Consider the following 22,422-nt stretch of genomic DNA (forward strand, 5'->3'; position numbering starts at 1 on the left):
TCCTCCGTGCTCGGCGGAGGGGTCCCGGATAGGCTTGAGGTGCGTGCTCGCCGCCGGTCCCGCTCCGCGCGGATCTTCTCGGTGGTGGGTTCTCCGGCCCGGCGGGGGTGTTGCCGCACCGCCGCCGGGCCGCTCTCGCCGCTACTGCTCCTCTGGGGCTCCCCTCTCCGCCATCTCGGCGATCTCGGGCGGCAGCTCTCCGGTCTCGTGGAACGCGCGCCACGTGTCGAGGTGGGGCAGGGTGCCGTCCTCGATCTCGGCGAGGAAGCCGCGCACCCAGGCGGCCTCGGCGCGCCTGATCGCCAGGTCGTACTCCCCCTCGATCAGGAAGACGCGCGGCACGCCGGCCTCCGCGAGCGCCGCCGCGTCGGCGGCGATCCGCCGCTCCAGCGCGTCCAGGCGCCGGCGCAGCAGGGCGGCGACCTCGTCCGGGCCGAGCGCGCCGAGGACCGACAGCCCCGCCTCGAACCGCGGCACCTCCGGCTCGGGCACGGCGATCAGCTCGCGGACCCAGTCGGCGAGCTCCGCCCTGCCCGCGTCCGTGATGCGGTAGACGGTCCGCTCCGGCCGCGCCCCTTCCCGGACGCTGCCCTCGACGGCCAGGAAGCCGTGCTTCTCCAGATTGCCGACGACGGTGTAGAGCGACCCCCACTTGATGCCCATGTCGCGGTCCTTCCCGCGGGCGCGCATCACGGCGGCCATCTCGTAGGGGTGCATCGGCTTCGCGGAGACCGTCGACAGCACCGCGAGGCCGAGGAGGTTGCCGACCTTCCGCCGCTTGGCCATCCCGGACTCCTCGTCAACGAATACTCGTGTGCGAGTATAAGCGCCGCGCTCTCCCCCGTCCAGACCCTCGGCCCTCGGTCCGGGCTGCGCGGCACGGGGTAGAGAGCAGGCGTGGACTTCACCAGTGCGGCCGACGAGCTCTACGGCGTGCCGCCCGCGCGGTTCGTGGAGACGCGCAAGCGGCTCGCGCGGGAGGCCAAGGACGGCGGCGACGCCGCCCTCGCCAAGCGCATCGGCGCGCTGCGCCGCCCGACGCTGTCGGCCTGGGCGGTGAACCTGCTCAGCCGCTCCGCCGCCGACGAGCTGGAGCGGCTGCTGGACGTGGGCGCCGAGTTGCGCTCGGCATGGAGCGAAGGCGGAGGCGGCGGCGGGTTGCGCGACCTGGAGCAGCGCCGCGCCGAGCTGGTCGCCTCGCTCGTGCGGACGGCGGGCGAGCTCGCCGCGGAGGCGGGCAACGGGCTGCGGGAGCAGGCCGTCCGGGAGGTGGAGGACACGCTGCAGGCCGCCACCGTGGACGCGGAGATCGCGGACGAGGTCCGGGCGGGGCGGCTGACGCAGCCCCGGAGCCACACCGGTTTCGTCCCCGCCGGCTTCCCCATGGCGCCCCCAGAGGAGCGGCCCGCGAAGCGGAAGCAGAAGCCGGAACCGGAGCCGAAGCCGGAACCGGAGCCGAAGCCGGAACCGGAGCCGAAGGCGGAATCGGAGGCGGAGGCGGAGCCCGCACGGAGGAAGAAGGAGAAGCCCGACGGCGCCGCGCCGAACGTGACGCGCACGAGCGCGGCGCGGGCGCGGCGGGCCGAGACGCTGCGCAGGCGCGCCGAGGAGGCCGAGCGCAAGCTGGCCGAGCGCACGGACCGGGCGGACGCCGCCAAGCGCGCGGCCGGGGAGGCGTCCGCGGAGGTGGCGCGGCTCCGCCGCGAGCTGGAGCGCGCGACCGCCGACCGGGACGCCGCGGCCCGCCGCGCCGAGCGCGCCGAGCAGAACCGGGCGCGGGCGGAGGAGGCCGCCCGGGAGGTCCGCGCGGCCGCCGCCGAGGCCCGCCGCGCCGCCGACCGTGACGCACGGCACGGCTGACCGGCCCCCTGGCGGCGATCCGGACGATCGGCATCAAGTAGGTTCTAGTAGAACGTTATTCGAGTATTGAGGGGGCGCGCGGTGACGGCACCGGTCGTGGAGCAGCCGACTGACTGGACCGAACCGGGCGCCCATCCGGTGGTGCCCGGGGTCTACCGGATCCCCCTGGCGCTGCCCATCCCGTCGCTGCACGCCGTCAACGTCTACGTGATCGAGGACGACGGCGGCCCCGTCGTCGTGGACTCCGGCTGGGCCATGCCCGACACGCGCGCCGCCATGGAGAAGGCCCTCCGCTCGCTCGGCCACGGGCTGGACGACGTGGCGCAGTTCCTCGTCACCCACGCGCACTGGGACCACTACTCGCAGGCCCTCGCGCTGCGCGAGTCGTTCGGGACGCGGGTGCGGATCGGGCGCGGCGAGCGCCCGTCGATCGAGGCGTTCGACGTCCGGCGCGGCCTGCACCCCCGGCAGGTCGAGCTGCTGCGCCGCTGCGGCGCGGACGCCCTCGCCGCCGAGATCGCCGGGACGCCGGTGGACCGCTCCGAGCGGGACGTCCCGCACACGCTGCCGGACGCCTGGCTCGACGACGGGGAGCGGGTCGGCCTCACCGCCCGGGACCTGGACGTGTTCGCCACGCCGGGGCACACGCGCGGCCACATCGTGCTGCGGGACGCCGCCGCCGGGCTGCTGTTCGCGGGGGACCACATCCTGCCGCACATCACGCCGTCCATCGGGCTGGAGACCGAGCCGGAGCCCAAGCCGCTGCGCAGCTACCTGGAGTCGCTGCGGCTCGTCCGCGACATGCCGGACACGCTGCTGCTCCCCGCGCACGGCCCGGTGCGGCCGAGCGTGCACACCCGGGTCGACGAGCTGCTGGAGCACCACGCCGAGCGCCTCGACGCCGCGGCCGCGCAGGTCCGGGCGGGCCGCGACACGGCGTTCGCGGTCGCCGAGGCGATGCCGTGGACCCGCCGCCGGCGCAGCCTCGCCGACCTGGACGCGTTCAGCCGGATGCTGGCCGTCCTGGAGATCGAGGCGCACCTGGACGTCCTCGCCGATCGCGGCGTCCTGGACGTCCACGAGGAGGGCGGCGTCCGCCGCTACGCCGCGAAGGGCTGACCCCGGCCGGAACCGCCCGGTCTCCGCCGGGTTACGCTGATCATCGTTCTCCAGCGGAAGGAGCGGCGATGACGCTCGCCCCCGAGTTCACTGCGATCACGTCCGCGGCGGAGCTGCGCGAGCTGCTCGGCACGCCGATGCGGCGGGCGATCGACAAGGAGCGCGCGACCCTGCACGCCTGGGACCGCGAGTGGCTCGCCCGCTCCCCGTTCTGCCTGATCTCCACCAGCGACGCGGACGGCAACTGCGACGTCTCCCCCAAGGGCGACCCGCCCGGGTTCGCGCACGTCATCGACGACACCACGATCGCCGTCCCGGACCGGCCGGGCAACCGCCGCGCGGACGGGTTCCTGAACATCCTGAGCAACCCGCACGTCGGGCTGATCTTCCTGGTGCCGGGGCGGGGCGAGACGCTGCGGATCAACGGCCGGGCCACCCTGGTGCGGGACGCGCCGTTCTTCGACGAGATGGTCGTCAAGGGCCACCGGCCCGCGCTCGCGCTCGTCGTCCACATCGAGCAGATCTTCTTCCACTGCGCGAAGGCGCTGATGCGCTCCAAGCTGTGGAAGCCCGAGACCTGGGACCCGGAGGCGCTGCCGGCGCACGCCCGGATCGTCAAGGACGTCCAGTACACCGAGGAGACCCTCGAGCAGCTGGAGAGCCACTACTCCGAGGCGAGCTACTCGAAGAAGCTCTACGGGAGCTGACCCGGACGCGAAAGGACCCCCGCGCTCCGCGCGGGGGTCGGACGGTGGGTCGCGGTCAGCCGCTCTTGCGCCGGAACTGCCGCTGCTGGCCGGCGCGGTCGTGCGCGCCGCGCACCTTCGAGCCGCTCCTGCCGGACGCGCCGGCGTTCTTGGCCGCCGCTCCGCGCTTGCGCTCCAGGGCCTCCCGGAACCTGCGCTTGACGTCGTCCTCGCCTTCGGCGGGCTCTCCTGACGATTCGGCCATGCGGACCTCCAGCTCTCTTAGGGCTCCTCCAGCCTCACACATCGCGCGGGGATTCGGCCATCCGGGTCCGCCCGAAAGATCAATTTGGGCGATTCCGTCGCAATCGTCGTCGGCGGCGAACGATCTCTCCTATGGTTTGTGCACGTGGAGCCCCAGACGCCGCAGGCAGAACCCGCACCCGCGCACCCGCCGCTGGAGGCGCTCGCCGTCCAGCCCCTGCTGAACCGCGACTACGAGTCCCGCCCCGCGGTCTTCTACGAACGGCTGCGCGCGGAGTACGGGCCGGTGGCGCCGGTGGACGTCCTCGGCGTCCCGGCGTGGCTCGTGATCGGCTACGCGCAGACGCTCGACATCATGCGCGACGCGCGCGGCATCTGGAGCCGGCGCGTGGAGAACTGGCGCCGGTACCGGGAGGGCTCCGTCCCGGCGGACTGGCCGATGCTGCCGGTGGTGGAGTCGGGCAACTCGGCGTTCCGCGACGGCGCCGACTCCACCCGGCTCCGCAGCGCCTGGAGCGAGGGCCTGCGCCCCTTCCAGGAGCGCGCCCGGCCCGAGGCGAAGGCGCTGGAGCTGGCCGTCCGCCGGTACGCCGACGAGCTGATCACCGTGCTGTCGGAGGGCGGCGCGTCCGGCTGGGCCGACCTGTCCGCCCAGTACGCGCGCCCGCTGCCGCTGATGGTGATCGGCCGGCTGCTCGGCACCGGCGCGGACGGCGACGACGAGCTGATCATCGACCTGTGGCGGGTGATGGACGCCGGCCCGGACGCGCGGGAGGCGTCCGACCGGCTGCTCGCCCGGTTCGCGGACGTGTGCGCGGCGCGCGTCACCGAGCCCGGCACCGACCTGCCGTCCTTCATGCTCGCCGCCGTGCCCGACCTGACCGCCGAGGAGCTCACCCGCGAGATGGCGATGCTGTCGGGGCTCGTCGGCGACGTCACCGGCACGCTCATCTGCAACACCATCACCGAGGTGCTGATCGGCGACACCGGCGCCCGCGACAGCATGTCCGCCGGCATGATCCAGGAGGCGATCAACCGGGCGGCGGCCGCGAACCCGCCGATGGCCAACCTCTCGTTCCGGTGGGCCAAGTCGGACGTCCGGCTCGGCAGGTTCCAGATCGCGGCCGGCGACCCGGTCATGGTGTCACCCGCCGCCGCCCACCTGGACCCGGCGTTCACCGGCGCCACGGCGCCGGACGCGATCTACTCCTCCCGCGCCCATCTGGCCTGGAGCGCCGGCCCGCACGCCTGCCTCGGCCGCGACCTCGCCACCACCGTCACGATGATCGCGGTGGAGCGGCTGTTCGACCGGTTCTCCACGCTGCGGCTCGCGCTGCCCGCCGACCAGCTCCCCTGGCGGTCGTCCCCGCTGATGCGGGGCCTGCGGTCGCTGCCGGTCAACTACGAGCTGGCCGGGCCGCCGCCCGAGCCGCGGCCGGCGCCTCCCGCCGCCGAGGAGGACGCGGCGGACCGGGCACCGGAGGAGCCCGCCGAGACCTCGCTGGTGCGGCGCGTGCTGCGGCTGATGCGCCGGTCGTAGCCGCGCCGCCGCCGGGGGCGTCCAAGATCGGTTCCATGTTTGGACACGGCGGCCCGGGAACGCTCTTCCCATGCCAGACATGAGCGACAAGCACGGCCCCAGGGCCGACGACGAGATCGTCCGCGAGACCCACGGCATGATCAGCGGCGGGCACCCCACTCACGCCGAGGAGTTCAAGGAGCCCGAGCCGTTCTCCGACGACTACCCGGCGGACCCGAACGCGCCGGCCACCGGGGACCGCGAGGGCTCCCCGCCCGGGATGAGCGCCCGGGACGTGGAGGGCCGCAGCGCCCTCGCCCGGATGCTCACCGGCGTCCGCTACCCGGCCCGCCCGAACGAGCTGGTCCGGCACGCCGCCGAGGCGGGCGCCCCCGACGAGGCCGTCGACCAGCTGCGGACGCTGCCGAAGCGCGAGTACGAGAACGTCGCCGACATCGCCGAGGAACTCGGCTACGGCCGCGAGGAACGCCGCTACTGACCGGCCGCCTCCCTGCGGGCGCGGAGGAGCGGGATCTGGCCGCCGGCGGCGACCAGGTCCCGCTGGCGCGGTGACAGGCGGTGCCGCGCCCGGTACGTCTCGCCCTTGGTGGTGTTGCGGACGTCGATCTCGTTCCCGGCCTTCAGCGCGTCCCGAACGTTCTCCACGCGCAGCACGTCGCCCCGCTCCACCCGGTCGTAGTCGCCTTCTTCGGCGAACTCCAGCGGCAGGATCCCGAAGTTGACGAGGTTCTGCCAGTGGATCCTGGCATAGCCGCGCGCCAGCACGAGCCGCAGCCCGAGGTGGCGAGGCGCGATCGCCGCGTGCTCGCGCGAGGAGCCCTGGCCGTAGTTGCGGCCGCCGACCACGGCGTGCGGGCCCATCTCCCGGGCCCGGCCGGAATAGTCCTCGTCGAACTGGTCGAAGGCGAAGTCGGCGAGCCGGGCGATGTCGCTGCGGTACGGCAGGGCCCGCGCGCCCGCCGGAAGGATCTCGTCGGTGGACACGTCGTCGCCGACCTTGATGGCGACGGGCAGCTCCAGCTCGTCGGGCAGCGGGTCCAGTTCGGGCAGCACGCCGATGCTCGGCGCCTTCTCCAGCTCGACGCGGCGGGCCTCGTCCGCGGGCGGCGGCCCTTCGAGCATGTCCCGGTTGACGCTGGAGGCGGCCGGGAGGCGGACGGCCGGCGGGTCCATGCCGAGGTCGCGCGGGTCGGTGATCCGGCCGGTGAGCGCGGCGGCCGCGGCGGTCTCCGGCGAGCACAGCCAGACCAGGTCGTCCCGGGTGCCGGAGCGGCCGGGGAAGTTGCGCGGCATGGTCCGCAGGCTGTTGCGGCCGATCGCGGGCGCCTGCCCCATGCCGATGCAGCCCATGCAGCCGGCCTGGTGGATGCGGGCGCCGGCCTGCACGAGGTCGGCGGTCGCGCCCATCCTGGTCAGGTCGACGAGGATCTGCCGGGACGTCGGGTTCACGTCCAGCGACACCCGCGGGTGCACCTGGCGCCCCTTCACGATCGCCGCGACGGACGCGAAGTCGCGCAGCCCGGGGTTCGCCGACGAGCCGACCACGACCTGGTGGACCTCCTCCCCCGCGGCCTCGCGCACGGGGACGACGTCGCCGGGCGAGCTCGGGCGGGCGATCAGCGGCTCCAGCGCGGACAGGTCGATCTCCTCGTCGACGTCGTAGCGCGCGTCCGGGTCGGCGGTGAGCTCGGTGAAGTCGCCCTCGCGGTCCTCGGCGCGCAGGAACGCGCGGACCTGCTCGTCCGCCGGGAACACCGTCGTCGTCGCGCCGAGCTCCGCGCCCATGTTGGCGATGACGTGCCGGTCCATCGCGGTCAGCCCGGCGAGGCCGGGCCCGTGGTACTCGATGATCCGGTTGACGCCGCCGCGCACCCCGTGCCGGCGCAGCATCTCCAGGATCACGTCCTTGGCGCTGCACCACGGCGGCAGCTCCCCGGTCAGCCGGACGCCCCAGATCTCCGGCATCGTCACGTGCAGCGGCTCCCCGGCCATCGCCATCGCGACCTCCAGCCCGCCGACGCCGATCGCGAGCATGCCGAGCGATCCCGCCGCGCAGGTGTGGGAGTCGGAGCCGACCATGGTCGCGCCGGGCACGCCGAAGCGCTGCATGTGCGTCGGATGGGACACGCCGTTGCCGGGCTTGGAGTACCAGAGCCCGTACCGGCGGGCGGCGGACCGCAGGAAGATGTGGTCGGCCATGTTGCGCTCGTCGGCCTGCAGCAGGTTGTGGTCGACGTACTGGACGGACACGTCCGTCCGGACCCGGTCGAGGTCGAGCGCCTCCAGCTCCAGCATCACCAGCGTGCCGGTCGCGTCCTGGGTGAGGGTCTGGTCGACGCGGATCCCGATCTCGGCGCCCGGCCGCATCTCGCCGCTCACCAGATGCGAGGCGATCAGTTTCCGCGCGACGCCGCGGCCCCCCGTGCCGGCTGCCATGGTCTCAACTCCTCCGTTGGTCGCCGTCGCCCGGGAGGCTCCCGATGCGGCGGGGTTCGTGGACGGCGCGGTCGGCGGGCGGCCCGCACCAGTGGCCCAGCGCGTCGCGGATCTCGGCGGCGCGCCGGTCCGGGGCGGTCTCGTCGGTGGCCCACGCGATGTAGCCGTCCGGCCGCACCAGCGCGGTCGTGCGGGTGGCGCCCCCGGCCAGCGCGCAGTGCACCCGGCCCGCCCACCGCTTCGTCGCCAGGTAGGTGACCGCCGGGTCGTTCGCCGCGACGACGAGGACGAACATCCCCTCTCCGAGCAGCTCGTACAGCCGGGACGGGCTGCCCGCCAGCGGCACGTCGGGGGCGCGGCGGCCGGTGAGCCGGTGCGCCCCGCGCGGCGCCGGGTAGGCGGTGTCGATGCCGGAGACGGCGCCCGCCATCCGCCGCGCCACCGGCCGGACGTGCGTCGCCGCCCACGCGGCGGCGCCGCGCGCCGCGCGCAGCCAGTACGGCTCGGCGAGCGCGAACCGCAGCAGCGCCCCGCTGCCCCGCAGGACCTGCCGCCCGACCGGGTACCGCTCCTCGTGGTAGCTGTCGAGCAGCCAGGACGGCGCCCATCCCCACAGCTCGGCGGCGATCTTCCAGCCGAGGTTCGCCGCGTCCTGGATCCCGGTGTTCATGCCCTGCCCGCCCGCCGGGGAGTGGACGTGCGCAGCGTCCCCGGCGAGGAACACCCGGCCCACCCGGTACCGCGGGACCTGCCGCTCGTCGCTGTGGAACCGGGACGTCCAGCGCGGGTCGCGCATGCCGTGGTCGGTGCCGAGCGCGCGGCGGACGGTCTCCCGCAGCTCGGCCATGTCGACCGGCTCGGAGTCGGGCGCCTGGTGCCGGCGGTTCCAGGCGATCACCCGGTACCAGCCGTCGCCGAACGGGGCGACGAACGCGAACGCGTCGGCGGCGGCGCCGACGGTCAGGGTGGCGGCGGGCGCCTCGTCCAGCCGCACGTCGGCGAGCATCACCGAGCGCACGGCCGCCCGTCCGGGGAACGGCAGCCCGAGCTCCCGCCGGACGGTGCTGCGCACCCCGTCGGCGCCGACCACGTAGGAGGCGCGGCGGGTCGCGGTGCCGCCGCCGGCGGTCCGCACGTCGACGTCCACGCCCGCGGCGTCCTGGCGGAGCGCGGTGACCTCGGCGCCGTGCACGATCTCCGCGCCGGCCGCGAGCGCCCGCTCCTTCAGGACGCGCTCGGTCTCGTACTGCGGGACGACGAGGACGAACGGGAAGCGGCCGGGCAGCCGCGACAGGTCCAGGGCGGTCGCGCCGAGCAGCCGCAGCGAGCCGACGCGGGTACCCGCGGCGATCAGGGGGTCGGCGGCTCCGCGCGCGTCCAGGGTCTCCAGCGTGCGGGCGTGCACGGCGAACGCCCGCGTCAGGTTGCTCGTCTCCTCGGCGCGGCGCTCCAGCACGGTGCAGCCGATGCCCGCCGCGGCCAGGTCCCCCGCCAGCAGGAGCCCGGTCGGGCCCGCCCCCACGATCAGCACGTTCCCGGTCGGCCTCCCGGTGGGCGCCATCACGCTCCCCTCTCCGCGGGCGGCCGGCGGCCCGGCACCCGCGCAGGGAACACTTCCCACGATCGGCGCGTCCTCACACCGGCGGGAGCGCCGATGCGGCAAGGGCTCCGGGCCTCCCGATCAGCCCTGGACACGGCTGTCCCGCCCGGCCCACTCCCGCTCCCGCAGCTGGAACTTCTGGATCTTCCCGGTGGACGTCTTCGGCAGCTCGGCGACGAACTCCACCGCGTCGGGCGCCTTGTAGCGGGCGATGCTCGCCCTGACGTGCTCGATCAGCTCGTCCCCGGTGGCGGCGTGCCCGTCGCGGAGCACGACGAACGCCTTGGGGCGCTCGCCCCACTTGTCGTCGGGCACGGCGACGACGGCGACCTCCAGCACGGCCGGATGGGAGTCGATGGCGCGCTCGACCTCGACCGTCGAGATGTTCTCGCCGCCGGAGATGATGATGTCCTTGGACCGGTCGCGCAGCTCGACGTAGCCGTCGGGGTGGCGGACGCCGAGGTCGCCGGAGTGGAACCAGCCGCCGCGGAACGCGCGCGCGGTGGCCTCCTCGTCCCGGTGGTAGCCCTTCATGACGTTGTTGCCGCGCATGACGATCTCGCCGAGCGTCTCCCCGTCGGCGGGGACGTCGCGCATGGCGTCGTCGACGACGCGCAGCCCGTCCGTCTGGACCATCCCGACGCCCTGCCGGGCCAGCAGCCGGGCCCGGTCGCCGGCGGGCAGGCCCGGCCAGCCCGGCTGCGGCTCGCACACCGAGTACGGCCCGTAGGTCTCGGTCAGGCCGTAGACGTGCACGATGCGGGCGCCGAGCCGCTCCATCTCCCCGATGATCGTCGGGCTCGGCGGCGCGCCCGCCGTCGTGACCGTCAGCGGCCGGTCCAGCGGGTGCGCCTCCGCCGCGTTCGCGATCGCGACCAGCACGGTCGGGGCCCCGTTGAGGTGGGTGACGCCCTCGGCGTCGATGAGCCGCCACACCTCGGCGGCGTCGACGGCGCGCAGGCACACCTGCGTCCCGCCGATCGCGGCGAGCGCCCACGGCGTGCACCAGCCGTTGCAGTGGAACATCGGCAGCGTCCACAGGTAGACGCTGGCGGGGGTGTGCGCGGAGTGCAGGACCTCGCCGAGCGCGTTCAGGTAGGCGCCGCGGTGGGTGTAGACGACGCCTTTGGGGCGTCCCGTGGTGCCGGACGTGTAGTTGATCGAGATGGCGGCGTTCTCGTCCTGGACGTCCCAGGGCAGCGGGTCGCCGGAGCCGCGCGCCAGCAGCTCGCCGTAGCCGATGCCGCCGACCGCCGGGGCCGGGTCCGCGCCCGGCGCCGGAACCGTGACGACCTGCGGCAGCCCGTCCGCGATCGGCGCCACGGACGGGTGCAGCCCGGCGTCCACCACCAGCGCCTTGGCACCCGAATGGTCCAGGATGTAGCGGATCTCCTCGGGCGCGAGCCGCGTGTTGATCGCGACGAGCACGGCCCCGGCGAGCGGCACAGCGAAGTGGGCGGTGAGCAGCTCGGGGACGTTCGGCGCCAGGTAGGCGACGCGGTCGCCGGGCCCGATCCCGGACGCCCGCAGCGCGTGCGCCAGCCGCGTGGCCTCGGCGGCGAACTCGGCGTAGGTGGTGCGGCGGTCCCCGTGGACGTGGGCGGTCTTGCCGGGGAACACCTCCGCCGACCTCTTGAGGAACGCGAGCGGGGTCAGCGCCGTGTAACCCGGGCCGTTGTCCATCGGTGAGCCTCCGGTGCCGTCTGCTGGGCGTCCGGCGCCTCAGCGCGGATGGGACCCCTCATGGTCCCACGGCGAGGGGCTCAGCCAGCGGCGTTGCGGGTCAGGATGGAGACTGCCTTGACGGTCTGATGGCCGCGCCATTCCAGCTCGGCGGCCGGGGAGTAGCTGGCGAAGTCGACGCGCCACCCGCCGTCGTCCTGCTGCTCCGCGTCGAGGCGCCGCAGCTCGGCCGCCACGACCTCGTCCTTGAACAGCGCCCTTACGGGGCGTCCCGGATAGGGCGCGAAGTCGAGGGGCCGCATCATCTCGTCCTCCAGGCCGCCCTGGACGTGCACGCACCCGTTCTCCGGGATGTGCCCGCCGAGCGCCTCGATGGTCTCGGTGTCCTCGACGGCGTCGGCGAGCCAGAGCACGAACGCCAGCTCCAGCGCGTGCAGCTCGTCCCTCGTCCGGACGGTGTCGAGGCAGTAGCGCGTCGCGCGCTCCAGCCACGGGTGCCCGGCGACGGCCTTGTCATGGACGGCGACGCGGTGCGCCATCGCGGCGACCACGGCGGTGATCTGCAGTGAGGACGACCCGGTGTCGGCGCCCGCCCAGAACGGCGCGCACCCGGCCGGGTCGGGCACGGGCAGCGCGAACGGGATGCCGCCGTCCGGCAGGGAGACCGATTCCAGCCAGTCGCACAGTGCGGCGGCCTCCGGCGCCGTGACGGGGGCGAGGTCCTCGAAGACCTCGAACGCGTGCAGGGCGGGGCCCGGCTGGCTCGTCCGCGACCGCAGGTCGGGCTCCAGCCCGTGCCCGTAGCCGCCGTCGGGGTTCCGGTAGGCGTTCAGCGCGGCCAGCAGCGCGTCCCGGTCACCGTCCCCCACCAGCACCTCGAAGCGGCGCCGGTCGAGGAGGCGGGCGTGCGTGGCCATGAACTCGGATGCCTTGTCGATGTCCATGGCTCCACCCTGACCCGCCGCCCCCGGCCCCGTCTTGTCGGTTTCGGTCATCACCGGGTAACGCTCGTCCCGGCTACCCTTCCCGCAGGGCGAGGCCCAGGGCGCGGAACTGCTCGACCGGGCGGTGGTAGCCGCGCTCGATGTGGTGGACGCCCCGCAGCGTGGACGGCCCTTCGGCGACGGCCGCGGCCAGCACCGCCGAGAATCCGGCCCGGATGTCGGGCATGGTCACGTCCCCGCCCCGGAGCTTGGTGACGCCCCGCACCACGGCCGAGTGCAGCGCCGCCGTGTCGTGGTACCGGCAGGCGGGCCCGCCCAGGCAGGTGTCGTAGACCTCGATCTCGGCGCCCATGCTCTGCAGCGCGGGCACGTACGCCAGCCGGTTCTCGTACACCGTCTCGTGCAGCACCGACATGCCCTCGGCCTGCGTGAACAGGACCATCAGCGGCGTCTGCCAGTCGGTGGCGAACCCGGGATGGGTGTCGGTCTGCACGGCCGCGGGGCTCAGCCCGTTCCGCGCGGACGCCATGATCCAGTCATCGGTGATCTCGAATTCGGCGCCCATCCGGGCCAGCGTGGTGATCGCGGTGACGAGCCGGTCCTGCGGGCAGCCGTGCACCCGCACCTCTCCCCTGGTCACCAGCCCGGCCACCAGGTAGGAGAACGCCTCGATGCGGTCGCCGTCCAGCCGCGTCTGGGCCCCGCTCAGCCGCTCGACGCCCTCGACGACGATCCGCCGGTCGGGGGCGAACGAGATCCGGGCGCCCATCCGCTGCAGGAACAGCGCCAGCTCGATGATCTCCGGCTCGGTCGCCGCGTTGCGGATGACGGTCTTGCCCTCGGCCCGCACCGCCGCCAGCAGCACCGTCTCGGTGGCGCCGACACTCGGGTACGGGAGCTCGACGCGGGTCCCGACCAGCCGCGTGGCCCGCGCGTGGATCCCGTCGGCCTCGTGCGTCACCTCGGCGCCGAACGCCCTGAGCGCGTCCACGTGGAAGTCGACCGGGCGCCGCCCGATCGGGTCGCCGCCGACCAGCGGCACGAACGCCTCGCCCGCCAGGTGCAGCAGCGGCCCCAGCATCAGGATCGGGATGCGGTTCAGCCCGGTGAACGCCTTGCCGACGCTCGGGTCCGCCACCGGCCCCGGCACCACGGTGACGTCCCCGCCGGAGCGCTCCACCGCCATCCCGATGTGCTCCAGCATGCCCGCGGTGATGCCGACCTCGCCGACGTCCGGCGCGTTGCCGATCGTGCTCGGCGTCTCGCCCAGCATCGCCGCGACCATGTGCTTGCTGACCGCGTTCTTCGCCCCGCGCACGGTGACGTCGCCGCGCAGCGGCCCCGACGGCTCGATCTGCCAAAGCTTCTCAGTCACCCGAGCAAGACTACGGCTTCTCCGCGGCCCCGCCCGCCGGGAACGGGCGCCGCCGCCCGTCCCCGGCGGCGGCGCCACGGGTCAGCGTCGCCCGCCGGGCTCCCACCAGCGCAGGTTGGCGGCGGCCCCGGCCACCGGCTCGATGATCTCCCACGCCTCGGCGAGCAGGCCGTCCTCGACGCGCAGGATGTCGACGATCGCGACCTCCGGATTGCCGCCGGGCAGCCGGCGCCGGGAGGACATCACGACGCGGTCGCCCTCGGCGACCACGTGCTCGATCTCGACCTCCATGCCGGCGAGCGGCCCGAGCGCCGCGCGCACCGCGGCGAGCCATTCCGCCTTGGTGGACGAGGTCGCGTCGGGCCGGTGGTGGACGAAGTCGTCGCGCAGGTACGCCCCGAAGGCGTCGACGTCGCCCGTCCCGATCAGTTCGCCCAGCGCCCGCTGGACGAGGTCCTTGTTCGCTGCGGCCGTGTTCTCTGCGGTCGTGTTAGCTGTGGTCATGGCCGCAGCTTTTCTCCGGTTCGCGGCGCTTGTCGATGAACTCCCATTTCATGGCGTCCCGCTCCGCGCTGAGTACTCTCGAGCACCGTGGACACGTTCGGGGACCTCCTGCGCGGGTGGCGGCACCACCGGCGGATCAGCCAGCTCGACCTCGCGATCGCCGCCGACGTCTCGGCCCGCCATGTCAGCCTGGTGGAGACCGGCAAGTCGAACCCGAGCGCCGCGATGGTGCTCCGGCTCGCGGAGCATCTCGACGTGCCGCTGCGGGAGCGCAACCGGCTGCTGCTGGCCGCCGGGTTCGCTCCCCGGTATCCCGAGCGGCCGCTCGACGGCGACGCGCTGCCCGCCGCGCGGGACGCGGTCGCCCGGGTGCTCTCCGCGCACGAACCGTTTCCCGCGCTGGTCTTCGACCGCCGCTGGAACATCCTGATGACCAACCGCGCCGTCGAGCCGTTCTTCGCATCCGTCCACCCCGACCTCCTGCGGCCCCCGGTCAACCTGATCCGGCTCGGCCTCGACCCGCGCGGCTTCGCTCCCCTGGTCGCCAACCTGGCCGACGTGCGCGCGGTCTTCCGCTCCCGGGTCGCCCGGCAGCTGGCGAAGGCCCCGGACCCCGAGCTCGCCGCGCTCTACGAGGAACTCCTCGCCCCCGGCGACGGCCCGCCCGGCCCGTCGGCCGACGCCGACGTCGTCATCCCGATGATCATCCGCATCGGCGGCCGGGAGGTGCGGCTCTTCTCGACCATCACCACGTTCGGCACGCCGATGGACATCACGCTGGACGAGATCGCCGTCGAGTCCTACTACCCGGCGGACGCCGACAGCGCCGCCTACTTCACCGCCCCGGCGGCCTCGTGACCGGGGAACGGCCGCCCGCCGAGGCCCTGGCGTGGGCCGCCGAGACGACCGGCGGCCCGGTGCGCGCCGTGCGCCGCCTGGCAGGCGGGACGCACGCCGCCACGCACCTGCTCGAAACGCCGCGGGGGCAGGCCGTCCTGCGCAGGTTCCCGCCCGGCGACACCGCCGCTCTGAACGAGGCCCACGTCCTCGACGTCCTGGACGGCCTGGACGGCCGGGCGCCGCGCCTCCTCGGCGCCGACCCGCACGGGGAGCGCTGCGGAGGGCCCGCCGTACTGATCACCCGGCTGCCGGGCCGCGCCGACATCACGCCCGCCGATCCCGGGGCGGCGGCCGTCCAGCAGGGCCGCGTCCTGGCCGGCCTCCACGCCGTCCCCGCCGCACGGCTCACCGGCTTCCGCGACGGCATGGCCGCTTCCACCGCCTCGCACCACCGCGACACCGGCACCGCTCCCGGAGCACCGCTCCTGGCGGCCCGCGGCCACCGCCTCACCGGGGCCGGATCCGTCCTCACCCACTTCGACTTCTGGGCGGGCAACGTCCTGTGGCAGGGCGGCGCCCTCACCGGTGTGGTCGACTGGTCGGGCGCGTCGCTGGCCCCGCGCGGGTTCGACGTCTCCTGGTGCCGCCTCGACCTCGTCCTCCTGCACGGCCCGGCCACGGCCGAGGCCTTCACCCGCGCCTACGAGGAGGAGGCGGGCGGCCCCGTCCCGGACCTCGCCCTGTGGGACGTCTTCTCCCTCACCAGCTCATACCGGTCCGTCGAGACCTGGCTGCCCAACTACCACGACCTGGGCCGGACCGACCTCACGGTGGACGACCTGCGCGAACGCCACACGAGCTGGACCCGGAACCGTCTCGCCGCCGCCTCGCGGGAGGTGTGACCCGCCGTCCGCCGCCGGCGGCCGTCGCGGCGCGGCCGCGCTCCCGGTGACCATGCCTCGGTGGCCGCGCCGGTGCAGATGTGTGGGTTGGCACCGACGCGACCATGGTCCCGATCTGTGTCGAGCGGTCCAATTGTGCCGCACGGCAGGTTGCAGCGGCGTTGCGGCCCCCGCGATCATGCGGCGCACCGGCCGCCTCCGCCGCTCCCCTATCCTCGCAGGCGTGATCACTCCGGATTGGGAGCGGCGGATCGCCGATCTCTGGGCCGCGTTCGACGAGTACGAGCCCGCCGGCTTCCTCACCGCGGTCGAGGCGCTGACCGGCGAGCTCCCGCCCGGCGACGCGGTCGCCGAGTACGAGCTGGCGTCGGCGCACGACGCGATCGGCGACGAGGCGCGGGCGGCCGTCCACTACGAGCGCGCGTTCGCCGCCGGGCTGGACGGGACGCGCCGGCGCGAGGCGGCCGTCCAGTACGCCAGCACCCTCCGCAACCTCGGCCGGGCCGAGGAGAGCGCCGCCCTCCTGACCGCGGAGCGCGAGGCCGTGTCCGACGCCCTCGACGACGCCGTCACCGCGTTCCTGGCCCTGGCGCTCACCGACCTCGGCCGTGAGCGGGAGGCGGTGTCGCTCGCCCTCGGCGCGCTCTCCCGCCACCTCCCGCAGTACAACCGCTCCGTCGCCGGCTACGCGACGGCCCTGATGCCGGACGAGGCCGCGGGCTAGCGACCCCGTCCGGCGGGCGCCTACGCGCGGACGTCCCGGCGGGCCTGCGCCAGAACCCGGTCCGGATCGTCCGGGTATCCCCAGGCGCGGTCGGGGGCCTTGGTGCGCCCGGCCTGGGCGAGGTGGTGCCTGGCCCGGTCGTGGTCTCCGGCCCGGTAGAACACCGCGCCGAAGTAGTGGTGCGCCTCCGGGTTCCGCGGATGCGGCCGCTCGGCGGACAGCCACCGGTCGGCGGCCTCCGCGAGGGAGGCGTGCACCGAGGGCCGGGCCAGGTAGCCGTTCAGGTCGTCCCAGGTGCCGATCTCGAGGCCGATCTCCACGTGCGCCAGCGCGAGCACGGCGGCGACCGGGTCGCCGGGCTCGGCCGCGGCGGCGGCCGACTGCGCGAAGTCGAGCAGTTCTGCGTCCGACCCCCACCACTTCTTGCACAGCGCCTGGGCGCGGGAGATGTGGCCCGCGTAGAGGAACGGGTCCCGTGCGGTGAGCTCCCGCCAGACGCGATCCAGTTCGTCCCGTCCGAGCTGCATGCCGATGCCGTGCCACTGGAGCCTGTCCCAGGGGACGGGGTCGGCGGGCAGCAGTTCGGCGGCGCGGTGGAGCGCGGGACCCGCGAGGGCCAGTCGCCGCCAGAAGCGGCCGAACTGCTCCTCGCCGACGTACTCGGCACGGTAGGCGCTGCGCGCCTTCCACGCCTCGCCGATGCGGGTGGCGCCGAGCCACAGGCACAGGTCCGGGTCGGCGGGGTCGTCCGCGGACAGCTCCGCCAGCCGCGCGCCCTGCCCGAGCGCGGCGTCGGTGAGGTTCTCCAGGTAGAGGCTGCGGGTCTCGGCGTCCTCACGGGTGCCGGCCAGCAGTTCCAGGCCCGCGCGCAGATCGCCGCCGCGCACCTTCGGCAGCGCCGCCGCGAGTGCCGCGTCCCGCCAGGCGGGCTCCCGCCGCCGCGCCCTCATCTTCGCGGGCAGCCCGAAGAGAGCGGCTACGGCACCCGGCCGCGCCGCGCCGCCCGCCGGGGCGTCCGGCTCGGCGACCGCCGTGCCGGTGCGGGGCGGGACGTGGTCGTCGGGACGCGCGGGCAGCGGCACGACCGCCTCGGCGGGCACGTGCCGGTCGATGTCCGCGACCGCCTGGGGACCGGCGTTCCAGACGTTCGGCTCGACCCTGACCATCAGGCCGTCCAGGCCGCACAGCACGCGTCCGCCGTCCGGCCAGGCGAGCATTGCGGCGCACTCGTCGTAGCGGACGGTGGCCATGACCGGGCCGACCATCGACGTGACCCCCTCCCCGCCGACGATCAGCCCGCACCGAGCCTCGTCGGGACGGGTGTGGACCCGGCCGTCGACCGCGACCGTCGAGGTCCGCGGCGCCGCCGCGAAGCGCGTGCCCTGCGGCTCCTCGCCGTCGGGGAGCATCAGCAGCGCGGTGTCGAGCATGGTCCGGCCGACCTTCAGGACGTCGTCCGGCCCCACCTCGTCCAGGGCGGCGAGGGCCTCCTCCATCGTGCGCCGCGGGGACCCCGTCAGCTCGGCCAGGCAGGAGGACATCGTCAGCGACGCGCGGGCCTCGTCCGTGCCGCCGCGGGTGCGCCGCGCCGCCACCACCTCGGCCAGTTCCGCCGCGTCCACCGGCTCGTCGGCGAGGCGTTCGATCTCCGCCCGGAACCGCTCCGCGAGTTCGGAGCGCGCCTCGGCGAGCCCGTCAGCGAACGCCAGGATCTCCCCGGTGTTCCCGGGGCGCGCCGTGAAATCGACGCCCGTCGTGTAGCTCAGCGCGTTCTCCCGCCGCAGGACGCGGTGCAGGCGGCGGCCGAGCAGGTCTCCGTACACGCTGGCGGCGGTGCCGCGCGGCACGACGCCGGTGAGCGCGACACCGTTGACGTCGGCGTTGAAGTAGGCGGGCGTCTGCGGCAGCGCGCTGCTCGGTGGCGGGCACGGCCGCCGCTCACCCTCGGGAAGCGGCAGGGTCAGCCCCTCCGGCGGAGGGCCGCCGATGAGCGCCAGCGCCGCGTTGTTCCTGGTGAACCAGCGCGCCGTCCATTCTTCGACGTCGCCGGGGGTGAAGGCGGCGAGACCGTGCTCGGGATAGGCGGGCAGACCGTAGGTGGCCGCTCCGTAACGCCACCTCAGCATCCCGACCGTCGATCCGAACTCGCGTCCCTCGGCCTCGGTCCGCAGGATGTTCTTCTCCGCTTCGAGGCGTTCCATGGGGAGTGCGCCGAGCGAATGACACACCGCCGTCAGGAAGGCGGCGACTTTCTCGGGTTCGCCATGGGTGACGAACGTGGTGGTGGTGGCGTCGACCGCGCCATTGTGGTGGTAGTCCGCATCGCCTACGGCATGCAGCACCAGATGCTCCACCAGGTGGGAAAGGCCGCCCCTCGCGAGGGTCTCGTCGGCCCGCCCCACACGGAACACCAGCGCCGCCTGGTAGCCGGGATCGCCCGCGGCACCCTCCGTCCAGAACACGGGCACGCCGTCGATCTCGGTCCGCACGATGTCCAAATGATCTCCCTTTCCAGGTCGCAAGATCGTACAATTCGCGGGTGCCAAAGAAGGTGACATATCGGTATCGGGTGCCGTTCGCCACGTCCTGGCGTTCCTATCTGGTGCCGGTCGGGCCGCTCGCCCTGCTCGTCCTGCTCACCGCGCTGTTCTGGGGAACGCACCACGCTCTCCTCACCGCGTCCACGGTCGACGCCGTCCGGCCCGGAAGCGTGCCCGGCGACGGGCGCGCGGTCCTCTGGGTGGACGAAGGCCTGCGTTACCGCGTGCACGTCATCGCGAGCGCCGAGGATCCCGGCACCTGCGTGCTGAGCGGGCCGAAGGGCACCTACCCGGTGATCCTGGACCGGGCACGGCACGGCGGCGACGAAGCCGAGATCAAGGGGTACCGGTGGGTCGGGGCGTTCCGCGCGCCCGCCACCGACTACGTCGCGGTCGCCTGCGACCGGTCAAGCGAGGCGCTCCGCATCAAGGTGGACGCTCCCGGGGCGGGCCTGCTGGTGGCGCTGCTCGTCCTGTGGCCGCTGGTCCTCATCTGGGCGGTCGTCAAGCTCTGGCGGATCCGGCGGCAGCAGACGAGCCGCACGCTCACCCGGCGCCCGTCCGACCCGCCGGCGCGCGCGCCATCGGCGGCGATCGCCGCCGGCGACCCGACGCAGACCACCGTGTACTTCCGCAACGGCACCTTCGTCCCGGCCGGGACCCGCGAGCCGGACGAGGCGGTGGCCTTCGCCGGTGAGCGGCTGGCCGCCCCGCGCGACCCCCACGACTTCCGGACCGGCCCGGCGAGCGACGGCGGCAGGCTGATCCTCTTCCCGGACCTCACCGTGTACCTCGCCCCGGGCGAGATCAAGCACACGGAAACGGCCGACCTCGGCCGCCAGGCCCTCGCGAAGATCAGGCTGGACGCCCGTACGCCGGAGGTGGCGCGCGTCCGTCCGGCCGAGGACCTCGCCGCCCGCGCCTGATCCCGGCGGGCCGCCGATCCGTTGGAGGCGCGCATGACCGCGAGCTGGACGGCCGGCCCGGTGGACGTGCCGGGGTCAGTGCAGTACACGCTGGTCACCGGAGACCGGCCCACGGACCGCTGGCACGTCTCCGTGGCGGTACCGCCTCCGGAACTGCGCGCCGACGCCGAGCAGCCGGTGGCGGTGATGTATCTCCTCGACGGGTTCCTCACCTTCACACCGACCAGGGCCACGTCCCGCTACCTGCTCGGCGAAACCCCGTACGGGACGGGCGGCGCCGGCGCGATGCTCGACCTGATCCGCGAAGAGGTGGCGCCGTTCGTGGAGTCGGCCCACTCGCTCGATCCCGACGATCGGGGACTCGGCGGATTCTCCCTGGGCGGGCTGTTCACCTGCTGGGCACTCGTCCGCCGTCCCGAGGGGTTCCGCCGGTATCTGGCGGTCAGCCCGTCGCTCTGGTGGGACGACCACCTGCTGCTCGACGGTCGGCGCGCGCCACTCGCGGACGGGGCGGGCGGCGACGTCTACCTGGCCGTCGGCGGGCGGGAGGACAGCCCGGACCATGGCTGGCCGGTGCTGCCCGCCGCGCTGCGGGAGGCTCTCTCCGGGCTCGACATGGTCGCCGACCTCGCCCGGTTCACCGCGCGCCTGCGCGGTGAACCGGCACTCGACGTCCGCAGCGAAGTGATCCCCGACGAGCAGCACGCCACCGTATGGCCGGCGGCCGTGACCCGTGGGCTCGTGCACCTCTACCGCGATGAGCCGTGACCGTCCGCCCTCAACTCCTGGTCAGCCCTGCGCAGCAGGGTCGCCCCTCAAGAGGGTCGGCCTCCTCGTCACGGGAAGGCCGAAGGCGTGGAACGCCAGGTGTCAGGTCGAGCGCGCGTCGCCGCGAAGGGCGCGCAGGACGGCGATCTCCTGAGCGGGGTCGAGGAGGCTGGGCGGCGCCTGCGTGAGCCCGCGGAGCACGGCGCGGGCCGCGGCATGCGGCTTCGGCCAGAGCGCGGCCCTCAACGTCCCCGCGAACCAGCCCAGCAGCGAGGCCGCCTCCCGTTCGTCCTCGCTCATGTTCCAGCGGTCGGACGGGGAGTTGAGCGACCCCCACACCTGTCGTGAGCGCGTCAACCAGGAACGGACGTGCATGCCGAGTTCCGAGGTCGGTGACACCTTCACCTCCTCACCGCGCTCGGCCGCGGCGACCGCCTCGGCCAGGCCGGGTGTTCCGTCCACGCCGAGGACGGACGCCTGGCGCATCGTCTCCCGCGCCGCGACGGCACGAAGCACGTGCGGCGGGGCGCCATCGAGGGCCGCGATCATATCGGGATCCTTCGGCCCGTAGGCGAGGCTGGGCTCGGCGGCACTGAACCAGGGCTCGATCTGGGCGGACAGGATCCGCCCGGAGAAGGCGTCCTGATGCGGAAGCACGCCGGTGACCAGTCCTGCGAGCAGGAGAGCCGGGACGTAGGCACCCGACACGAAGTCGTCCTCGTCGTCCATGTCCGGATCGAGGCCCGCCGTGCGCATCTTGCCCAGCAGGCGGTCGGGGTCGGAGCCCCAGCGGCGACCGGGCCAGGTGGGCTCGAACCCGGTCACCAGCGTCCCGTCGACGGCGTAGCCGAACCCATGGTCGGCGTAGTCGTGCCGCTGAACCGTCACGAGCTCCGTGCCCGTGGAAAGCGCCCTCTGCGTCTCGATGGAGGCCGCCTGAAAGCCATCGGGCTCGACCAGCATCGTCCAGGCGCCGAGGTCCAGAGCGAACGCGAAGTTCGGGTAACCCGCGTCGTAAGAGGCGTACATTTCGCTCGCCTCCTCGAAGGTACGGGGGCGAAACATGTCCGGAAGACCCCCTAGACGCAACAATGCTTCGTCTTCCCCGACGCCTTTGAGTAAGGCGAAACAGTAGATCTCGTTGAACGACTCAGCCCATTTGACGTCGTCATACGAGACGCTGAGCATGACTCCTCCGAAAGGTCGGCGGCACGGCCCGAAGATCACCGCGGCATCGTGCGATGCGCGGGCTTCCTGTGCCGACATCCTCCAGTGAGCCACTGACAAAACGAGAAAGGCCCCGCCGTGACGGCGGGGCCTTCCTGCAATATAAGTCCGGCGGTGTCCTACTCTCCCACACAGTCTCCCATGCAGTACCATCGGCGCTGAAGGGCTTAACTTCCGGGTTCGGAATGGGACCGGGTGTTTCCCCTTCGCCAAAACCACCGAACGCCTCAACGCACCACCCGTTGCCAGGCGGGCAAATCAACGTCCGAGCGACTCAGCTCGGTATGTATTTTTAATGACTGCGGTTCCCGGATTGTTTCCTGAGAACCACACAGGGACGCGAACAAACCCACAACAGCGACTCGCTTTGAACGTTCAGTGTGTTCAAGCCACTCGGCCTATTAGTACCGGTCGACTCCACACGTTACCGCGCTTCCATCTCCGGCCTATCAACCCGGTCGTCTACCGGGGGCCTTACACCCAC

20 protein-coding genes and 2 rRNA genes are annotated in these 22,422 nt (G+C 73.8%); 10 read left to right on the forward strand and 12 right to left on the reverse strand.

The features are described from left to right. Positions 1-141 precede the first annotated feature (141 nt). On the reverse strand, positions 142-786 hold the full coding sequence (locus CHF16_RS18405; protein WP_089327289.1) for a PadR family transcriptional regulator: 645 nt from the start codon (positions 784-786) through the stop codon (positions 142-144). A 111-nt stretch (positions 787-897) separates the two neighbouring features. Here CHF16_RS18405 and CHF16_RS18410 point away from each other — a divergent pair, with 111 nt between their 5' ends. From CHF16_RS18410 to CHF16_RS18420, 3 genes are all read left to right on the forward strand, one after another. Beyond that, entirely contained in the window at positions 898-1,860 is a 963-nt protein-coding gene (locus CHF16_RS18410) for a hypothetical protein (protein WP_089327290.1), read from the forward strand. 81 nt (positions 1,861-1,941) lie between these two features. Beyond that, on the forward strand, positions 1,942-2,979 hold the full coding sequence (locus CHF16_RS18415; RefSeq protein ID WP_089327291.1) for an MBL fold metallo-hydrolase: 1,038 nt from the start codon (positions 1,942-1,944) through the stop codon (positions 2,977-2,979). 68 nt (positions 2,980-3,047) lie between these two features. Then, on the forward strand, positions 3,048-3,686 hold the full coding sequence (locus CHF16_RS18420) for a pyridoxamine 5'-phosphate oxidase family protein (protein WP_089327292.1): 639 nt from the start codon (positions 3,048-3,050) through the stop codon (positions 3,684-3,686). Between the two features lie 55 nt (positions 3,687-3,741). Here CHF16_RS18420 and CHF16_RS18425 read toward each other — a convergent pair whose 3' ends face one another. Further along, positions 3,742-3,930, reverse strand: coding sequence for a DUF5302 domain-containing protein (locus CHF16_RS18425; RefSeq protein ID WP_089327293.1), 189 nt, complete (start codon positions 3,928-3,930; stop codon positions 3,742-3,744). 144 nt (positions 3,931-4,074) lie between these two features. Between CHF16_RS18425 and CHF16_RS18430 the strand changes: the two genes are divergently transcribed. Continuing rightward, positions 4,075-5,469, forward strand: a complete 1,395-nt coding sequence (locus CHF16_RS18430) for a cytochrome P450 family protein (RefSeq protein ID WP_089327294.1) — start codon at positions 4,075-4,077, stop codon at positions 5,467-5,469. Positions 5,470-5,548: 79 nt separating this feature from the next. Then, positions 5,549-5,947, forward strand: coding sequence for a DUF2795 domain-containing protein (locus CHF16_RS18435; RefSeq protein WP_245868757.1), 399 nt, complete (start codon positions 5,549-5,551; stop codon positions 5,945-5,947). On the opposite strand, the gene CHF16_RS18440 is transcribed toward CHF16_RS18435, so the two are convergent. The 6 genes from CHF16_RS18440 to CHF16_RS18465 form a co-directional block, all read right to left on the reverse strand. Beyond that, positions 5,941-7,905: an aconitate hydratase gene (locus CHF16_RS18440; protein ID WP_089327296.1), complete on the reverse strand. Its 1,965-nt coding sequence runs from the start codon at positions 7,903-7,905 to the stop codon at positions 5,941-5,943. The two genes, CHF16_RS18435 and CHF16_RS18440, sit on opposite strands and share 7 nt — an antisense overlap. 4 nt (positions 7,906-7,909) lie before the next feature. Next, complete coding sequence (locus CHF16_RS18445; protein ID WP_089327297.1) at positions 7,910-9,466, reverse strand: FAD-dependent monooxygenase; 1,557 nt, start codon at positions 9,464-9,466, stop codon at positions 7,910-7,912. Positions 9,467-9,586: 120 nt separating this feature from the next. After that, a complete protein-coding gene (locus tag CHF16_RS18450; RefSeq protein WP_089327298.1) occupies positions 9,587-11,188 on the reverse strand; it encodes an acyl--CoA ligase family protein in 1,602 nt (533 codons plus the stop codon). Between the two features lie 80 nt (positions 11,189-11,268). Next, complete coding sequence (locus tag CHF16_RS40325; RefSeq protein WP_089327299.1) at positions 11,269-12,132, reverse strand: hypothetical protein; 864 nt, start codon at positions 12,130-12,132, stop codon at positions 11,269-11,271. Between the two features lie 73 nt (positions 12,133-12,205). Continuing rightward, positions 12,206-13,507, reverse strand: coding sequence for a UDP-N-acetylglucosamine 1-carboxyvinyltransferase (murA, locus tag CHF16_RS18460; protein ID WP_089327300.1), 1,302 nt, complete (start codon positions 13,505-13,507; stop codon positions 12,206-12,208). An 81-nt stretch (positions 13,508-13,588) separates the two neighbouring features. Continuing rightward, positions 13,589-14,011, reverse strand: a complete 423-nt coding sequence (locus CHF16_RS18465; protein WP_089327301.1) for a nuclear transport factor 2 family protein — start codon at positions 14,009-14,011, stop codon at positions 13,589-13,591. Between the two features lie 87 nt (positions 14,012-14,098). On the opposite strand from CHF16_RS18465, the gene CHF16_RS18470 reads away from it, so the two are divergent. The 3 genes from CHF16_RS18470 (at position 14,099) to CHF16_RS18480 (ending at position 16,477) form a co-directional block, all read left to right on the forward strand. Beyond that, the gene (locus CHF16_RS18470) at positions 14,099-14,869 is read left to right on the forward strand and encodes a helix-turn-helix domain-containing protein (RefSeq protein ID WP_089327302.1); all 771 of its coding nucleotides are present in this window, start codon (positions 14,099-14,101) and stop codon (positions 14,867-14,869) included. Continuing rightward, positions 14,866-15,753, forward strand: a complete 888-nt coding sequence (locus CHF16_RS18475) for a phosphotransferase family protein (RefSeq protein WP_089327303.1) — start codon at positions 14,866-14,868, stop codon at positions 15,751-15,753. The genes CHF16_RS18470 and CHF16_RS18475 overlap by 4 nt, the downstream gene beginning before the upstream one ends. Before the next feature lie 223 nt (positions 15,754-15,976). Then, positions 15,977-16,477 carry a tetratricopeptide repeat protein gene (locus CHF16_RS18480; protein ID WP_245868759.1) on the forward strand — a complete coding sequence of 167 codons (501 nt, stop codon included), beginning with the start codon at positions 15,977-15,979 and terminating at the stop codon, positions 16,475-16,477. Between the two features lie 20 nt (positions 16,478-16,497). Here CHF16_RS18480 and CHF16_RS18485 read toward each other — a convergent pair whose 3' ends face one another. Next, the gene (locus CHF16_RS18485; RefSeq protein WP_089327305.1) at positions 16,498-18,975 is read right to left on the reverse strand and encodes a hypothetical protein; all 2,478 of its coding nucleotides are present in this window, start codon (positions 18,973-18,975) and stop codon (positions 16,498-16,500) included. 41 nt (positions 18,976-19,016) lie between these two features. On the opposite strand from CHF16_RS18485, the gene CHF16_RS18490 reads away from it, so the two are divergent. Continuing rightward, the gene (locus CHF16_RS18490; RefSeq protein ID WP_143228035.1) at positions 19,017-19,943 is read left to right on the forward strand and encodes a hypothetical protein; all 927 of its coding nucleotides are present in this window, start codon (positions 19,017-19,019) and stop codon (positions 19,941-19,943) included. A gap of 33 nt (positions 19,944-19,976) precedes the next feature. After that, on the forward strand, positions 19,977-20,711 hold the full coding sequence (locus CHF16_RS18495) for an alpha/beta hydrolase-fold protein (protein WP_089327307.1): 735 nt from the start codon (positions 19,977-19,979) through the stop codon (positions 20,709-20,711). A gap of 102 nt (positions 20,712-20,813) precedes the next feature. Here CHF16_RS18495 and CHF16_RS18500 read toward each other — a convergent pair whose 3' ends face one another. From CHF16_RS18500 to CHF16_RS18510, 3 genes are all read right to left on the reverse strand, one after another. Then, positions 20,814-21,899, reverse strand: coding sequence for a DUF6461 domain-containing protein (locus tag CHF16_RS18500; RefSeq protein WP_089327308.1), 1,086 nt, complete (start codon positions 21,897-21,899; stop codon positions 20,814-20,816). Between the two features lie 145 nt (positions 21,900-22,044). Next, positions 22,045-22,161: ribosomal RNA gene (rrf, locus tag CHF16_RS18505) — 5S ribosomal RNA — on the reverse strand. A 157-nt stretch (positions 22,162-22,318) separates the two neighbouring features. Further along, positions 22,319-22,422: ribosomal RNA gene (locus CHF16_RS18510) — 23S ribosomal RNA — on the reverse strand; the annotation flags it as partial.

The sequence above is a fragment of the Actinomadura meyerae genome, from assembly GCF_900188445.1.
Classification (GTDB): domain Bacteria; phylum Actinomycetota; class Actinomycetes; order Streptosporangiales; family Streptosporangiaceae; genus Spirillospora; species Spirillospora meyerae.

Coding starts and splice junctions, on each gene's coding strand:
- CHF16_RS18500 (WP_089327308.1), bottom strand. CDS start 21,899: ATGCTCAGCGTCTCGTATGACGACGTCAAATGGGCTGAGTCGTTCAAC.
- CHF16_RS18495 (WP_089327307.1), top strand. CDS start 19,977: ATGACCGCGAGCTGGACGGCCGGCCCGGTGGACGTGCCGGGGTCAGTG.
- CHF16_RS18425 (WP_089327293.1), bottom strand. CDS start 3,930: ATGGCCGAATCGTCAGGAGAGCCCGCCGAAGGCGAGGACGACGTCAAG.
- CHF16_RS40325 (WP_089327299.1), bottom strand. CDS start 12,132: ATGGACATCGACAAGGCATCCGAGTTCATGGCCACGCACGCCCGCCTC.
- CHF16_RS18405 (WP_089327289.1), bottom strand. CDS start 786: ATGGCCAAGCGGCGGAAGGTCGGCAACCTCCTCGGCCTCGCGGTGCTG.
- CHF16_RS18445 (WP_089327297.1), bottom strand. CDS start 9,466: ATGGCGCCCACCGGGAGGCCGACCGGGAACGTGCTGATCGTGGGGGCG.
- CHF16_RS18450 (WP_089327298.1), bottom strand. CDS start 11,188: ATGGACAACGGCCCGGGTTACACGGCGCTGACCCCGCTCGCGTTCCTC.
- CHF16_RS18420 (WP_089327292.1), top strand. CDS start 3,048: ATGACGCTCGCCCCCGAGTTCACTGCGATCACGTCCGCGGCGGAGCTG.
- CHF16_RS18440 (WP_089327296.1), bottom strand. CDS start 7,905: ATGGCAGCCGGCACGGGGGGCCGCGGCGTCGCGCGGAAACTGATCGCC.
- CHF16_RS18435 (WP_245868757.1), top strand. CDS start 5,549: ATGAGCGACAAGCACGGCCCCAGGGCCGACGACGAGATCGTCCGCGAG.
- CHF16_RS18465 (WP_089327301.1), bottom strand. CDS start 14,011: ATGACCACAGCTAACACGACCGCAGAGAACACGGCCGCAGCGAACAAG.